Source organism: Amycolatopsis sp. WQ 127309 (assembly GCF_023023025.1).
In the GTDB taxonomy this organism is placed as follows: Bacteria; Actinomycetota; Actinomycetes; order Mycobacteriales; family Pseudonocardiaceae; genus Amycolatopsis.
The window spans coordinates 5,607,770-5,621,811 of the sequence record NZ_CP095481.1; the positions used below are offsets into that span (position 1 = coordinate 5,607,770).

General features: G+C 73.7%; 15 protein-coding genes. 7 read left to right on the plus strand and 8 right to left on the minus strand.

Annotated elements, in window-relative coordinates:
• The first annotated feature begins 33 nt into the window (after positions 1-33).
• The gene (locus MUY22_RS26455) at positions 34-693 is read left to right on the plus strand and encodes a TetR/AcrR family transcriptional regulator (protein ID WP_247049043.1); all 660 of its coding nucleotides are present in this window, start codon (positions 34-36) and stop codon (positions 691-693) included.
• A gap of 320 nt (positions 694-1,013) precedes the next feature.
• Positions 1,014-1,187 carry a hypothetical protein gene (locus tag MUY22_RS26460; protein ID WP_247049044.1) on the plus strand — a complete coding sequence of 58 codons (174 nt, stop codon included), beginning with the start codon at positions 1,014-1,016 and terminating at the stop codon, positions 1,185-1,187.
• A 153-nt stretch (positions 1,188-1,340) separates the two neighbouring features.
• Here the strand turns inward: MUY22_RS26460 and MUY22_RS26465 are convergent, their stop codons facing one another.
• The 3 genes from MUY22_RS26465 to MUY22_RS26475 all read right to left on the minus strand — a co-directional run bounded on the left by MUY22_RS26465 (position 1,341) and on the right by MUY22_RS26475 (position 4,705).
• Positions 1,341-2,561, minus strand: coding sequence for an HRDC domain-containing protein (locus tag MUY22_RS26465; protein ID WP_371827687.1), 1,221 nt, complete (start codon positions 2,559-2,561; stop codon positions 1,341-1,343).
• 100 nt (positions 2,562-2,661) lie between these two features.
• Positions 2,662-3,378 carry a response regulator transcription factor gene (locus tag MUY22_RS26470; RefSeq protein WP_033261886.1) on the minus strand — a complete coding sequence of 239 codons (717 nt, stop codon included), beginning with the start codon at positions 3,376-3,378 and terminating at the stop codon, positions 2,662-2,664.
• A 763-nt stretch (positions 3,379-4,141) separates the two neighbouring features.
• Complete coding sequence (locus MUY22_RS26475; protein WP_247049046.1) at positions 4,142-4,705, minus strand: DUF3000 domain-containing protein; 564 nt, start codon at positions 4,703-4,705, stop codon at positions 4,142-4,144.
• Between the two features lie 88 nt (positions 4,706-4,793).
• Between MUY22_RS26475 and hemE the strand changes: the two genes are divergently transcribed.
• From hemE to MUY22_RS26495, 4 genes are read left to right on the plus strand one after another with little or no spacing between them, the layout of a single operon-like run.
• Positions 4,794-5,864 carry a uroporphyrinogen decarboxylase gene (hemE, locus tag MUY22_RS26480; RefSeq protein WP_247049047.1) on the plus strand — a complete coding sequence of 357 codons (1,071 nt, stop codon included), beginning with the start codon at positions 4,794-4,796 and terminating at the stop codon, positions 5,862-5,864.
• On the plus strand, positions 5,861-7,261 hold the full coding sequence (gene hemG / locus MUY22_RS26485; protein WP_247049048.1) for a protoporphyrinogen oxidase: 1,401 nt from the start codon (positions 5,861-5,863) through the stop codon (positions 7,259-7,261). Before hemE ends, hemG begins: the two co-directional genes overlap by 4 nt.
• A gap of 57 nt (positions 7,262-7,318) precedes the next feature.
• Positions 7,319-8,011 carry a hydrogen peroxide-dependent heme synthase gene (hemQ, locus tag MUY22_RS26490; protein ID WP_247049049.1) on the plus strand — a complete coding sequence of 231 codons (693 nt, stop codon included), beginning with the start codon at positions 7,319-7,321 and terminating at the stop codon, positions 8,009-8,011.
• Positions 8,011-9,348, plus strand: a complete 1,338-nt coding sequence (locus MUY22_RS26495; protein WP_247049050.1) for a CoA transferase — start codon at positions 8,011-8,013, stop codon at positions 9,346-9,348. Before hemQ ends, MUY22_RS26495 begins: the two co-directional genes overlap by 1 nt.
• A 1-nt stretch (position 9,349) precedes the next feature.
• Here MUY22_RS26495 and MUY22_RS26500 read toward each other — a convergent pair whose 3' ends face one another.
• Entirely contained in the window at positions 9,350-10,282 is a 933-nt protein-coding gene (locus MUY22_RS26500) for an NADP-dependent oxidoreductase (RefSeq protein WP_247049051.1), read from the minus strand.
• Between the two features lie 92 nt (positions 10,283-10,374).
• Here MUY22_RS26500 and MUY22_RS26505 point away from each other — a divergent pair, with 92 nt between their 5' ends.
• Positions 10,375-10,950: a TetR/AcrR family transcriptional regulator gene (locus MUY22_RS26505; RefSeq protein ID WP_247049052.1), complete on the plus strand. Its 576-nt coding sequence runs from the start codon at positions 10,375-10,377 to the stop codon at positions 10,948-10,950.
• A 28-nt stretch (positions 10,951-10,978) separates the two neighbouring features.
• Here the strand turns inward: MUY22_RS26505 and MUY22_RS26510 are convergent, their stop codons facing one another.
• From MUY22_RS26510 to MUY22_RS26525, 4 genes are all read right to left on the minus strand, one after another.
• The gene (locus MUY22_RS26510; protein WP_247049053.1) at positions 10,979-11,317 is read right to left on the minus strand and encodes a hypothetical protein; all 339 of its coding nucleotides are present in this window, start codon (positions 11,315-11,317) and stop codon (positions 10,979-10,981) included.
• Positions 11,314-12,114: a DUF692 domain-containing protein gene (locus MUY22_RS26515; protein ID WP_247049054.1), complete on the minus strand. Its 801-nt coding sequence runs from the start codon at positions 12,112-12,114 to the stop codon at positions 11,314-11,316. The genes MUY22_RS26510 and MUY22_RS26515 overlap by 4 nt, the downstream gene beginning before the upstream one ends.
• Positions 12,107-13,027: a TIGR04222 domain-containing membrane protein gene (locus MUY22_RS26520; protein WP_247049055.1), complete on the minus strand. Its 921-nt coding sequence runs from the start codon at positions 13,025-13,027 to the stop codon at positions 12,107-12,109. The genes MUY22_RS26515 and MUY22_RS26520 overlap by 8 nt, the downstream gene beginning before the upstream one ends.
• A 66-nt stretch (positions 13,028-13,093) precedes the next feature.
• Positions 13,094-14,014: a TIGR04222 domain-containing membrane protein gene (locus MUY22_RS26525; RefSeq protein WP_247049056.1), complete on the minus strand. Its 921-nt coding sequence runs from the start codon at positions 14,012-14,014 to the stop codon at positions 13,094-13,096.
• Positions 14,015-14,042: the final 28 nt, after the last annotated feature.

Sequence of the window (14,042 nt, forward strand, 5' to 3'; positions counted from 1 at the left end):
GGTGCGGGAAGGGGACCTGGCAGGATCAACGCCGTGGTCAAAGGGGCGGGGGTCGGCAGACCCAGGGCGAGTGGCGCGGCGGCGAACCGCCCGGACGCGCGGCAGGCCGTGCTCGACGCGGCGGGGGAGCTGTTCACCGGAGCCGGTTACGCGGCGACGACGACCCGCGCGATCGCCGAGCGGGCCGGGCTGCGCCAGGCGTCGCTCTACTACCACTTCCCGGCGAAGGAGGACATCCTCGCCGCGCTGCTGGCCGGGACGGTCCGCCCGTCGCTGGTCCTGGCCGCGCAGCTGGTCGCCGGGGACGCGCCGGTGGCCGTCCGGCTGTGGGCCCTGGCCTACGCGGACATCGGCCTGCTCGGCGGCGCCCGGCACAACCTGGGCGCGCTGTACCTGCTGCCCGAGGTCAGCTCACCCAACCTGGCCCGCTTCCGCGCCGAGCGCGCGGAGCTGAAGGCGGCCTACGGCGACCTGCTCGCGGCGGCGGGCATCGTCCCGGCGGCCGTCCGCACGGACCTCGTTTTCGGCCTGGTGGAGAGCATCGCGGTGATCCGCCGCGACGACCCGGAGCTGGACGTCGAGGCCCACACGCGCGAAGGCGCCGACGGCGTCGTCCGGCTGGCCGGGCTGCCGGAGCCGACCGAAGAACTGCGAGCGCGGGGCCACGCCCTCCTGGCGACGCCGACCGAATAGTGGACGTCCAGCGGCTCCGCGGCAAGATCACGTAGCTGCACGCGAAACTGGACCGCAAACGCAAGCGTGACAGCACCGAGGCGCTGGAACTGCGCGGCGGCAGATCGCGAAGGGCTGCTCGACCTCCACGACTCGGCCACCGAGGCGTGGCTGCGTGAGCTGGTCGCGGACCAGAGCCGGGTACTCGGCGCGCGGCACCAGAGCACGCTGATGTCCTGGTCCGGCATCGCCCACCGCTGTGCGGAGACCGGTCGTGTCGACGAAGCGCCGGCGCGGTTGTCCCGGCTGGAGGGGACCGCCTCGCCGACGCGGACCACTACGTGCGGGCTATCCTGGCCGCAGGCCCGTTCCCGCCAGGCCACCCGGTGCTGTTGTGGGCCCAGGGCACGGTGGCGCGAGTGCACTTCCGCCGCGCGGAGTGGGCCGGCGCCGTCATCGCCTACGAGTACGCGGTCGAAGGCTTCGAGCTGGTGCTGGGAGCCGGCCACCCGTAGACGCTCCGAATGACCGACGCTCTGGCCACGGCCCGCGAAGCGGTCGGCTGAGAGCGCCCCAATGTGGCGTTGGGTGCGTTGGACGCACCGAACGCCACATTGGGTGCGTTGGACGCACCCAACGCCACATTGGGGCGTTTGGGGCGCTGGGCGTCAGGCCGCCGCGGCGTGGAGGGCCTTGCTCAGCGCCGACGCCGTCAGCTCGACCTGCCAGGGGCGGGCTCCGCCCGCGCGCAGGACGTCGGCGACGGTGTCCTCGTCCAGCTGGGCCGGGGGCCGCCAGCAGGTGCGGCGGACCAGGTCCGGCAGCAGCAGGTTCTCCACCGGCAGCCGGCGGTCCTCCGCGATCGCCGACAGGGCCGCGCGGGCCGCCGACAGCCGGGCCGCGGCGTCCGGGTCCTTGTCCGCCCAGCGGTTCACCGGCGGCGGGCCGTCGGTGGCCTGCGACGGCGACGGCAGCTCGCTCGCCGGCAGCGCCTTGGCCGCCTGCAGGTGCCGCAGCCAGCTCGCGGTGTACTTGCGCTGGACGCGGCCGCTGAACACCGGCAGCGCCTGCAGCTCTTCGACCGTCTTCGGGTCGGCCGTGACGGCGTTGATGATCGCGCTGTCCGGCAGGATCCGGCTCGGCGCGCGGTCGCGCTTGCGGGCCAGCTCGTCACGCGCCTGCCACAGCTCGCGCACCACGGCGAGACCGCGCGGGTTGCGGATCTTGTGCACCCCGGACGTCCGGCGCCACGGCTCGGCCCGCGGTGCGGGCGGCGGCGCGGTGCGGACGGCGTCGAACTCCTGCTGCGCCCACTCCAGCTTGCCCTGGGCGCCCAGCTCCGCTTCCAGCTTTTCGCGCAGCTGGATGAGCAGCTCGACGTCGAGGGCGGCGTAGTTCAGCCAGTCGACCGGCAGAGGCCGCTTCGACCAGTCGGCCGCGCTGTGCCCCTTTTCGAGGGTGTAACCGAGCAGCAGCTCGACGAGCGTCCCGAGCGCGACACGCTCGTAGCCCGCGAGGCGGCCGGCGAGTTCGGTGTCGAACAGCGCCGCCGGGTGCAGGTCCAGCTCGGCGAGACAGGGAAGGTCCTGGGAGGCCGCGTGCAGCACCCACTCCAGGGAGTTGAGGACGTTCTTCAGCGGGGTGAGGTCGTCGAGCTCGGTCGGGTCGATCAGGACCGTGCCGGAACCCTCACGTCGCAGCTGGACGAGATAGGCCTTGGGCCAGTACCGGTAGCCGGACGCGCGTTCGGTGTCGACGGCGACGGCTCCGGTGCCCGCGGCGAGCCGCGCACAGGCTTCGAGCAGTGCGGCCCGGTCGGTGACCACCGGAGGTGTGCCCTCGGCGGGCTCGCGTAGCAGCACGGGTCCGCCTGCGGACTCGATCTCCATCCCGGCGTCCTCGGCTTCTGCGCTTTCCATGGTTGACGACCCTACGGGACGGGCGTACCGCGCCTGGTGCGCCCGCCCCGTGGGGAGGTTCGTCTATCCGTCAGCGGATGACGCCGGCTCGCATGGCCAGCGCAACCATCTGAGCCCGGTCGCCCGTGCCGAGCTTGCGCCCGATCCGAGACAGGTGGGACTTGACGGTGAGGGCGGAGAGGGAAAGTTCCTCGCCGATCTCCTTGTTGGACTGTCCGTCGGCGACCAGCTGGAGCACCTCCACCTCACGAGCGGAAAGCTCGCGCGGGGTGTTGTCGGTGCCGGCGACGCGGGTCCCGGTGGCGAGCACCGGAGCCACGCTCGGGTCGGCGTAAACGCCGCCTTCGAGCACACGCCGCACGCCATCGGTCACTACGACCGGCGACGCGGACTTCAGCAGGTACGCCTGGGCCCCGGCCTGGAAGGCCGAGCGGACCGCGTACGGGTCGTCCGAAGATGCGAGAACCACCACGCGCGGCCACCCGTGGCTACGAAGTTCCGTAACCAGTTCGATGCCGCTGCCGTCCGGCAGTCCGAGATCGAGGATCGCCAGGTCACAGGGCCCTGTGGCCTGTGCTCGCGCCCTCGCTTCGGCCACCGTGGCGGCTTCGTGAACGGTACCCGCACCCATCTGTGCGAGTCTTGCTGCGATTGCCTCCCTCAACAGCGGGTGGTCATCGACCACCAACACGGAAAAAAGCTCTTCCCGCGGGTGCGGAACCATGCTCGCCGGCAAAGCACCGGCTGGCGTGGATCGGACGGCCTGAGAAATGCCGACGGTAGCCACGTCACTACCTCCCTGGAGTCGGTCGTGCCCCCCGACCGGCACCGGGACCTTCGGCCGTTCAGCCGCGCCAGCTTTAGACCGAAAGTGGTGTCGTCGAAGGCACTGTAGCCGCCCTGAGGCCGCTGCGGGGGGATCGAATGGGTATCTATCTCAAACGAACAGTCACTCAGGGGGTTCGTGGTAACACGATCGGGCTAGTACACGGCCGGTTGCTAACGGATAGCCCAGCGAACACGATGCAAAGAAGTTACCGGCGCCCAAATGGCCGTGCAGATGGGCCGTGCACCTTCCGGTGCGTCCGCCGACCGGGGGCTCCGCGGGGGTCCGACTGCTCCGGAAAGCGGTCTCGGCCGGGGCATGATCAACTTCGTGAAACGGCTTCAGAAGAGCTTTCGCAGCCGCCCGTGGTGACTGTCCGTATCCCGTGAAGGGTGTTCACCGGTTCCGGCGGCGACCGCGGGGCAAGTTGATCTTGTCGCACTGCGTGACGGCGTTGTCTCACGAACGGGGGCATCCGCGCGAGACGTGAAATGACCTCGGGAACGCTCCGGGTGGTCCGCCGGGGTCTGGTGTTGTATGGACCACTCCGGGCGCGTGACGGCCCGCTCAGCGGCCGCCGGACGAGCCGCCCGGGGTTGGACGTCGTTCGGCGGACGCGAATTTTGCTCACATTCGTACAAGGCGCGGCCCGGCGGACGCTCGCGGAGGACCTGTCGTCGCGGTCCCGCCGGTGACTATCGCCCGGACGGCCGCAGGGCGCGGCTCAGGAGTTCTGACGCTGCCCGAAGAGCGTCACGCCGACCGGCGGCAGGCCGACGACGCTCGCCATCACCTGGCAGAACGCCTGCCCGTGGGGCAGCAGCGCGCCGTCGATGGGCGTCCAGGACGCCCGCAGCTCGAGGTCGTCGGTGCGGGCCGGGCCGGAGATGTCGCCGAAGCGGGCCGACGACGTCTCGGTGACCGTGCCGCCCAGCGCCTTCCAGCTCGCGCCGGACACCTCGAGGGCGTCGGTCAGCCACGACCAGCCGACGCCGGGGAGGAAGGGATCGGTCGCCAGTTCGCGGTCCAGCTCCGCGCGCACGTACATGACGAGGCGCAGGACACCGTCCCAGCCTTCCTGGCCGTCCGGGTCGTGCAGCAGGACCAGCCGGCCCGAGGCCAGCACGTCGGCGGGACCGGCGACCTCGCAGCTCACCGCGTAGGAGAACGGTGCGAGCCGCTGCGGCGCCCGCATCCGCTCGAGCAGCACCTCCCGGCGGGGCCGGACGGACTGCAGCGACGCGACGGCTTCGCGGAAGAGTTCGGGCACTGGAGTCGTCGCGGTCACGCATCGACTTTAGGGCGGGCACGCCCTGTTGCGGGCGGAGGCGCGCCGAGAGAAGGGCCCCACCGGGCTCGTGGCACGATTGAAGACGATGTCTCCCACCACGCCTCTGCCGCAGCGGACCCCCGCGTCCGCCCGCCGCGAGCTGCCCGAAGCCCCGTTCCTGGCCGCCGCGCGCGGCGAACGCCCGGCGCGCACGCCGGTCTGGTTCATGCGCCAGGCCGGGCGGTCGCTGCCCGAGTACCGCGCGCTGCGCGAGGGCGTGGCGATGCTCGACGCCTGTTTCGACCCCGAGATGCTCGCCGAGATCACGCTGCAGCCGGTCCGGCGGCACGAGGTCGACGCCGCGGTCCTGTTCAGCGACATCGTCGTGCCGCTCAAGGCCGCCGGGGTCGACATCGACATCGTCCCGGGCACCGGTCCCGTGGTCGCGACGCCGGTGCGCGACCTGGCCGCCGTGAAGGCGCTGCCGGAGCTGGTCCCCGACCAGGTCGGCAAGGTCGCCGACGGCATCGCGCTGCTGGTCGAGCGGCTCGGCGAGACGCCGTTGATCGGCTTCGCCGGCGCGCCGTTCACCCTGGCCAGCTACCTCATCGAGGGCGGCCCGAGCCGCAACCACGAGCACACCAAGGCGCTCATGCACTCCGAGCCGGCGGTGTGGCACGAGCTGGCCGGGCGGCTGGCCGACATCGCGCTCACCTTCCTGCGCGCGCAGCTCGACGCCGGCGTCGACGCGATCCAGCTGTTCGACTCCTGGGCCGGCGCGCTGTCCGAGCGGGACTACCGCGAGTTCGTGCTGCCGCACTCGGCGAAGGTCCTCGACGGCGTCGCCGCCTACGGCGTCCCCCGGATCCACTTCGGCGTCGGCACCGGCGAGCTGCTGCCCGCGATGCGCGACGCGGGCGCGGACGTCGTCGGCGTCGACTGGCGGATCCCGCTCGACGAGGCCGTCCGGCGGCTCGGTGGCAAGGCCGTGGTGCAGGGCAACCTGGACCCGGCGCTGCTGTACGCGTCCTGGCCGGTGCTCGAGGCCCAGGTGCGCCGCATCGTCGCCGAGGGACGAGCCGCCGACGGCCACATCTTCAACCTGGGCCACGGCGTGCTCCCCAGCGTCGACCCCGAGGTCCTGACCCGCGTGGCCGGGCTGGTGCACGAGCTGTGACGCGGGTCGCCGTCGTCGGGGCGGGCATCTCCGGCCTGACCGCGGCGTACCGGCTGCGGCAGCTGCTCGGCGCCGGCGCCGAGATCGTCGTCTTCGAGAAGACCCGGACCCCGGGCGGCAAGCTGCGCACGGCCGAGCTGGCCGGCGTGCCCTACGACGTCGGCGCCGAGGCGTTCCTCGCCCGCCGGCCCGAGATGCTCGCGCTGGTCCGCGAGCTGGGCCTCGACCTCGTCCACCCGACCGGCGCCCGCGCGAAGATCCACGCCGGCGGCACCGTGACCGGGCTGCCGCCGGGCACCGTGATGGGTGTCCCGGCGTCGGCGGAGTCGGTCGCCGGGGTGCTGTCGGAGGCGGGGCGCCGCGCGGTCGAGGCCGAGACGTCACTGCCGGAGCTGCGGCTGCCGGGCGGGGACGTGCCGCTGGGGCCGCTGCTGCGCGAGCGGTTCGGCGACGAACTGGTCGACCGGCTGGTCGACCCGCTGCTGGGCGGCGTCTACGCGGGCGGGGCCGACGGTCTCGGCCTGCGCGCGACCATGCCGGGCCTGGCCGCGGCGGTGGCCGCCGGCGCGGGGTCGCTGACCGCGGCGGCCGCGTCCCAGCTGCCCGCGTCACCCAGCTCGGCCCCGGTGTTCGGCACGGTCCCCGGCGGCCTGGGCACGGTCGTCGACCGGCTGACCGAGCTGTCCGGCGCCGACCTGCGGACCGGGCTGCCGGTGTGCGACATCGAGCGGAACGGCACGAGCTGGCGGCTGCGGATCGGCGCGGCGCCGACCGCGCACGCGCCCGCGGAGAACACGATCGACGCCGACGCGGTGGTCCTCGCGGTGCCCGCGCCGTCGGCCCGCCGCCTGCTCGCGGACCTGGTGCCCGCGGCGTCGGCGGCGTTCGGCGAGGTCGAGCTGGCGTCGATGGCGGTGGTCGCGCTGGCCCTGCCACCCGGCACGGAGCTGCCCGCGGCGTCGGGAATCCTGATCGGCCAAGGCGAGCGTGACGCGGCGGGCGTGCCGTACGCGGCGAAGGCGTTCACGTTCTCTTCGCGCAAGTGGGCGCACTTCGGCACGGGCCCGGTCCTGGTCCGCGGCTCGGTGGGGCGCTTCGGCGAGCTGGGCGCGTTGCAGGCGGACGACGTCGAGCTGGTCCGGGTGGTCCGCGACGACCTCGCGCGTCTCACGGGCATCACGGCGGAACCGGTGGAAACGCTGGTGACCCGCTGGGGTGGCGGCCTGCCGCAGTACGGCACCGGCCACCTGGAGCGGGTGGAGCGCATCGAGAAGGCGATCGCCGGGATCCCGGGCCTGGCCGTGGCGGGCGCGACCCTGCACGGTGTCGGGCTGCCGGCGTGCGTGGCGACGGCCGAAGCGGCCGCACAGCGGGTGGCCGCGCACCTTTCCGCGTGAGTGCTCTCACGGCTACCCGTGGGGGCGCCCTGCGGGCCTCGGTGACAGGATGGACGTATGGCGCGGGTCAACTTCAGCGAGCTCAACGACACCATCCGGTACACCACCTGGTCGGTCTTCCGGATCGAGCCCGGCAGGCTGGGTGAGGACCGCGGGACCGCCGGTCGCGAGACCACCGAGTACCTCGACGGGCTCGAGGCCAAGGGCGTCGTCGTCCGCGGCGTCTACGACCTTTCCGCGCTGCGGGCCGACGCCGACTACATGATCTGGTGGCACGCCGAGGAGATCGAGCAGGTCCAGGCCGCCTACGCCGGGTTCCGGCGGACGCCGCTCGGGCGCGCGTCGACGCCGGTCTGGAGCCAGACCGCGCTGCACCGGCCCGCCGAGTTCAACAAGAGCCACATCCCCGCGTTCCTCGCCGGGGAAGAGGCCCGCAAGTTCATCTGCGTCTACCCGTTCGTCCGCTCCTACGAGTGGTACCTGCTGCCGGAGAACGAGCGCCGCAAGATGCTCGCCGACCACGGCAAGGAAGCCCGCGACTACCCGGACGTGCGCGCCAACACCGTCGCGTCGTTCGCGCTGGGCGACTACGAGTGGATCCTCGCGTTCGAGGCCGACGAGCTGCACCGGATCGTCGACCTCATGCGCCACCTGCGCGGCACCGAGGCGCGCCTGCACGTGCGCGAAGAGATCCCGTTCTACACCGGCACCCGCGTGCCGCCCGCCGAGCTCGTCGCGGCGCTGCCGTAGTGACCGAGATCCTGGACGGCGTCTGGCACACCCTCACCGGGGAGACGCCGGGGCCGGTCGAGCTGACCGGGACCGAAGACGTGCTGCCCGGGCCGTACCGGGTGGCGGCGGCCGCGACCACGACCATCGCGGCGGCGACCCTGGCCGCCGGCGAACTGCTGAAGCTGCGCGAGATCGACCCCGGCGTCGTCACGGCGGACACCCGCCACGCGGCGGCGGCCTTCGCGAGCGAAGCCTTCTCGCGGGTCGAAGGCATCGAGCCCGAGGTCGTGTGGGCGCCGCTGTCGGGCAACTACCGCACGACCGACGGCTGGGTCCGCCTGCACTGCAACTACCCGCGTCACGAAGCCGCGGTGTGCTGGGGACTCGGCGTCCCCGGCAGCCGCGACGTCGTGACGAAGACGGTCGCCGGGCGCATCGCGCGCGAGGTCGAGCACGCCGTCGTCAGCGCCGGGGGAGCGGCCGCGGAGCTGCGCTCGCCCGAGGACTGGGCGGCGCACCCGCAGGGCGAAGCGGTGGCTTCGCTGCCGCTGGTGGACCTCGCGCCGATCGGCGAAGCGCCGAAGCGGACGTTGTTCTACTCGGACCGCCCGCTCGGCGGCGTCCGCGTGCTGGAGCTGACGCACGTCCTCGCCGGCCCGGTGGCCGGCCGGGTGCTCGCCGCGCACGGCGCCGACGTCCTGCACGTCGGGGCCGCGCACCTGCCGCGCGTCGAGGCGCTCGTGCGGGACACCGGGCAGGGCAAGAAATCCGCGTTCGTCGCCCTCGACACCGAAGGCGGCCGCGCGCGGCTCAAGAAGCTGATCAGCCGGGCCGACGTGCTCGTGCAGTCGTTCCGCCCGGGCGCGCTCGAGCGGATCGGCTTCGGTCCCGCGGATCTGGCCGAGCTGCGGCCGGGCCTGGTGATCGCGGACCTGAGCGCCTACGGCTGGGAAGGCCCCTGGGCCCGGCGGCGCGGGTTCGACAGCCTGGTCCAGATGTCGAACGGCATCGCGTGGGGAGACGAGCCGTCGCCGCTCCCGGTCCAGGCCCTCGACCACGGCACGGGCTGGCTCGCCGCGGCGGCGATCATGACGGCCCTGCGCCGCCAGGTCACCGACGGCGGCACCTGGCGAGTGCGGCTGTCCCTCGCGGGCACCGGCCGCTGGCTGGATTCCCTGGGCCGCAAGGATCCTGCGTCGTCCGAAGTGGACTTCAGCGACCTGCTGGAAGAGGCCGACAGCGGCTACGGCCGGCTGACCCGGGTCCGGATGGCGGGCGGCCTGCCGGGCGCGGAACCGCACTGGGACTTCGGGACCCGCCTGCCCGGTGTCGACAAGCCGACCTGGACGCCGTGACCTAGAGGTCGATGACGACCTTGCCGTGCACGTGCCGGCCGGCCTGCAGCTCGGCCGCGCGGCGGATCTGCTCGATCGGGAAGCTCGCCGCGACAGGCACCCGGAGCCGGCCCGCCGCGACGAGGCGGGCGAGCTCTTCCAGGGCACCGGGAGCGGCGTTCGCGCCGTTGGCCGCCGACACGCCGTCGACCTGCGCGGCGACGGTGCAGATGCGGCCGTCCGGGACGCCGAGATCCCGTGCGACGTGCACGGTCTCCGTCCCGTGCAGGTCCATGGCGGCGGTGACGCCGCCGGGGGCGAGGGCCCGGACCCGGTCGGCCAGGCCGTCGCCGTAGACGACCGGCTCGGCGCCGAGGTCGCGCAGGAAACCGGCCGACGCCGCCGATCCCGTCCCGATCACGCGCGCTCCGGCGATCCGGGCCAGCTGGACGGCGAACACCCCGACCCCGCCCGCCGCGCCGCCGATCAGCACGGTGTCGTCCGGGCCCGGGGCGACCACGGCGAGGGCGGCGGATGCCGTGCGGCCGGCGATCGCGAGGGTGGCGGCGGTGCGGTCGTCGACGCCGTCGGGGGTGTGGTGCGCCTCGTTCGCCGCGATCGCCCCGGCCGGCTCGATCACCACGAAGTCGGCGACGGCGCGGGACAACGCGCCCCCGAACACCCGATCGCCGGGGGCGAAGCCGGTCACCTCGGCGCCGACCTGGTCGACCACGCCCGCGTAGTCGGTGCCGAACCCGGCCGGGAGGCTCAAGCCGAACCGGGCGGCGGTGTCCGCGTCGGCGGTCATGATCCAGTCCATCGGGTTCAGCCCGGCCGCGGTGACCCGCACGCGGACCTGTCCCGGGCCGGCCTGCGGAGCGGAAACCGCGCGGACCTCGAGGACTTCGGGGCCGCCGAAGGCGTCGAGCCGGACCGCCCTGCTCTGTTCTTGCATGGACGTCTGTCTCCTTGGTCGAGAGAACGCGGCGAAACGGACTATGCTCCGTTTCCATGGACGACCCTAACACAACCGGAGCGTGATCCGTTTTGGCTGAGGCAGAGACACGCGTGCCGCGGGCGGACGCGGCCCGCAACCGTGACCAGCTGCTCGCGGTGGCGACCCGGGTGTTCGTGGCGGCGGACGCCGAGCCGTCGATGCGGGCGATCGCCCGTGAGGCCGGTGTCGGCATCGCCACGCTCTACCGGCACTTCCCGACCCGTGAGTCGCTGGTCGACGCGGTCTACCGCGACCAGGTCGGCCGGCTCACGACCGGCGCCCGCGAGCTGACCGCGACGCTGCCGCCGGCCGCCGCGATGCGGCGCTGGATGGACCTGTTCGGGGACTGGATCGCGACCAAGAACGGCATGCTCGACACGCTGCTCGCGATGATCGACGCCGGCGAGATCGCCCACGCGCAGACCCGGACCGAGCTGCTGACGGCCATCACCACGATCCTCGACGCCGGCGGCGTGGCGGGCGACCTCCGCGCCGACGTCACCGCCGAGGACATCGCCGCTTCCCTCATCGGCATCTTCACCGTGGCGCCCCGGCCAGGGCAGGAAGCCAAGGCCGGTCGCCTGCTTGACCTGTTGATGGACGGCCTCCGGCCACCGCCCGGCTGAGCCGCTTCGACGGCGGCCGGCGTGCCGGCTAGCGGCGCCGGAGCCGGGAAACCAGGCCCCGCTTGGGTTTCGGCAGGTGGCCCGCCGCGATCAGCCACGTGACGAACTCGTCCGCGTACGCGTGCGAATGCTCCGTGGCCTTCTTCGGGCGGCCCGCCGCGAACTGGGCGAACAACGGCCCGTACCGCTCGCCCAGCGTCTCCGCCAGCTCCGGGCGCTGGTAGGCCAGCACCTTGCCGTGCTTGCGGCGCAACACGTTCGCCTCCACTTTCAACCGTGAAGGGTCGAAACCCGGCGGGGGCTCGCCGCCGGCCAAGAGGGCGTGCAGCAGCTCCGCCTGCCGCGCCGCCAGCTCCTCGCGGCTCACACCGTCACCGCCCCCCGGAGCGCGGCCAGCTCCGCCGCCAGCTCGGCGTCGCTCGGGTAGTCGTCGTCGCGTTCCAGCAGGACTCCCGGCGGGTCCGTCCGGCGGCGGAGTTCTTCCAGCAGCGCGAGGACTTCCGGCAGCACCGGGTGCGCGTGCGTGTCGTGGTAGACGCCGTCGCGCTCGATGCCGCCCGCCATGTGGACGTACGCCAGGCGCTCCCACGGGATGCCGTCGAGGAACGCCTCCGGGTCGGTGCCGATGTTGCGCGCGTTGGCGTACAGATTGGCGACGTCGATGATCAGCCGGCAGTCCGTCCGCTCGGTGAGCTCGGTGAGGAACTGCTCCTCGGTGAGCTCGGCGTGCGGCCATTCCAGTACCGCGGCGATGTTCTCCAGCGCGAACGGGACGTCCACAATGGACTGCGCGAGGCGCACGTTCGCGACCAGCACGTCCAGCGCCTCCCGGGTGCGGGGGAGCGGCATCAGGTGCCCGGAGTCGAGCCCGCCCGCGCGCACGAAGCAGACGTGGTCGCTGACCAGCGGCGCGTCCAGCGCCCGCGCGATCTCCGCGAGGTGCTGGACGCGGCCGGTGTCGAGCGGCTCGGCTCCGCCGAGCGAGAGCGAGACGGCGTGCGGCAGCACCGGCAGACCGCGCTCCCGCAGCGCGACGAGCGTCTCCGGGAGGTTGTCGTGGTGCAGGTTCTCGGCCACGACCTCGACCCAGTCCACGCCCGGGAGCCGGGCGATGGACAGGTCGAGCTCGTGCCGCCAGCCGATCCCGATGCCGAGCTCACCCACCGCAGCCCCCGCCTCCGCAGCCACCGCCGCCACCGCACGAAGAACCGCTGCTGCACGACGACGAACTCGAACACGACGACCCGCTGCTGCACGACGACCCCGACGACCCACCGCCGCCGACCGCGCCCGCGGGCGGCATCAGGGCCGCGCTCAGCTCTTCGTCCGGGTACATCGCCAGGCCGCCGAGGGCGACCGCGGCGACGGCGCCGCCGAGCAGCACGCCGCCGGCGAGCGCCCCGGCCGGCACCGGCCCGGACGCCGCCGCGCGCGCCTGGCCGAGCAGGCGGTGCCCCGCGGCCGACGGCTGCCGCACGCCGGTCTTGTTCCGCCGGACCGCGGCCACGATCGTCAGCACGGCCGCGATCAGCACCAGGAACACCAGGACCCCGACCGGCCGGCCCAGTGAGATGCCGTTGAGCAGCCGGATCACGCCGAGCGCGAGCACGGCCAGCTGCAGGACCAGGCCGAACGTCCGGGCCTGGCGCCGCGCCGCGGCGGACGTCAGCAGTCCCCGCTGGTCGAGGCCGTCCTCCAGCGCCCGCATGGCCGCGGAGCCGCGGACCTTCGCCCGGATCGTCGCGGTCGTCTTCAGCTGCGCGACGTCGGCGACCGCCTGCTCCAGCGGCTCCACCGGGCGTGCGCCGGCCTGGCTGATCTGCCGGTAGCTGTTGACCCGCAGCTGGCCGCGTTCGACCAGCGCCGCGATCGCCGCGTCGGTCGCCCGGTCCGGGCCGCCGGCCAGGAACGCGAGCTGGTAGACACTCGGCGTCGGGCCGGGCTGGGCGTGGTCGGCGCGCATCGCGCGGCTGGCCATGACGCCGGACACGACGAGCCGGATCAGCAGGACCGCGCCCAGCAGCGCGATGTAGAGGACCACGAAATCGGGTCCCGAGATGCCCCACGGGTCGTCCATCGCCCGTCTCCCCTCAGTTGATGCCGGTTACCGTAGCTGTGAGACGCAGCAGGTCGCGTCGGCGTTTCAACCGCCGCAGCCCCCGCCGCCACCGCCGCCGCAGGAGCTGCCGCCACCCCCACCGCCGCCGCAGGAGCTGCCGCCCCCACCGCAGGAACTGCCGCCGTAGTAGCCGACGGCCGCGCCGCCCCCGGCGCTCGCCCAGCGCGAGCGGCGCGCCCGGCGGTCGTAGGTCTTGGCGGCGGCGTGCGTGGCCCGGCTGACGGCCACGCGGATGTCCTTGTCCGGGTAGGTGACGAGCCCGCCGCTCGCGACGGTGCCGGTCGCGCCGGACGTCAGCGTCCCGGTCCGGCGGGCCTCCTCGGCGTCCGCGCGCCCGGCGCCGGTGGCCTTCGCCTCCGGCGCGTTCGCGGCCCGCACGGTGACGACGACCGCCGCGACCAGGTTCAGCACGAGCAGTCCGAGCAGGTAGCCGACGGCGTGGCCGGCGCTCGCCCCGGCGACCAGCCGCGCGATGCCGAGCGCGAACAGCACCCAGTACGCGATCGACGTGGCGGTCCAGGTCAGCCGCAGTTTCCGGGTGTCGGCGAGCAGGCCGCGGCCGACCAGCCCGGCCGCCAGCTCGGTCACCGACCGGTGCTGGGAGACGGCCGCGCGCACCCGGTCGACCGAGCTGCCGGTCTTGCCGACGCGGTCGACCGCGACGCGGCCCAGTTCGTCCGCCGGCCGGCCCGTGACGCGGTGCAGCCGGCCGGTGCCGTCCATCCGGACGAACTGGCGCTCCAGCAGCCCCGCGACGACGACTTCGCCGACGCGGCCGGGCCCGCCCGTCAGCAGGGCCAGCTCTTCGACGCTCCGGGGTGCCCCGCCCGCGTGGCCGCGCGCCAGCAGGCTGGTGCGCACCACCGCGTAGAGCAGGGGAATGAGAAGCAGGCCCAGGTAGAGGCCCGTGAACAGCGGTCCGGGAATGCCCCACGTGTCGGTCATGACTCCGCCCTCCCTCGTCCGTGTGCGG

Excerpts from the sequence above, each read along its gene's own strand:
- MUY22_RS26500 (WP_247049051.1), bottom strand. The coding sequence starts at position 10,282 with ATGCAAGAACAGAGCAGGGCGGTCCGGCTCGACGCCTTCGGCGGCCCC.
- MUY22_RS26465 (WP_371827687.1), bottom strand. The coding sequence starts at position 2,561 with ATGGAGATCGAGTCCGCAGGCGGACCCGTGCTGCTACGCGAGCCCGCC.
- hemQ (WP_247049049.1), top strand. The coding sequence starts at position 7,319 with ATGGCGCGGGTCAACTTCAGCGAGCTCAACGACACCATCCGGTACACC.
- hemE (WP_247049047.1), top strand. The coding sequence starts at position 4,794 with ATGTCTCCCACCACGCCTCTGCCGCAGCGGACCCCCGCGTCCGCCCGC.
- MUY22_RS26520 (WP_247049055.1), bottom strand. The coding sequence starts at position 13,027 with ATGGACGACCCGTGGGGCATCTCGGGACCCGATTTCGTGGTCCTCTAC.
- MUY22_RS26525 (WP_247049056.1), bottom strand. The coding sequence starts at position 14,014 with ATGACCGACACGTGGGGCATTCCCGGACCGCTGTTCACGGGCCTCTAC.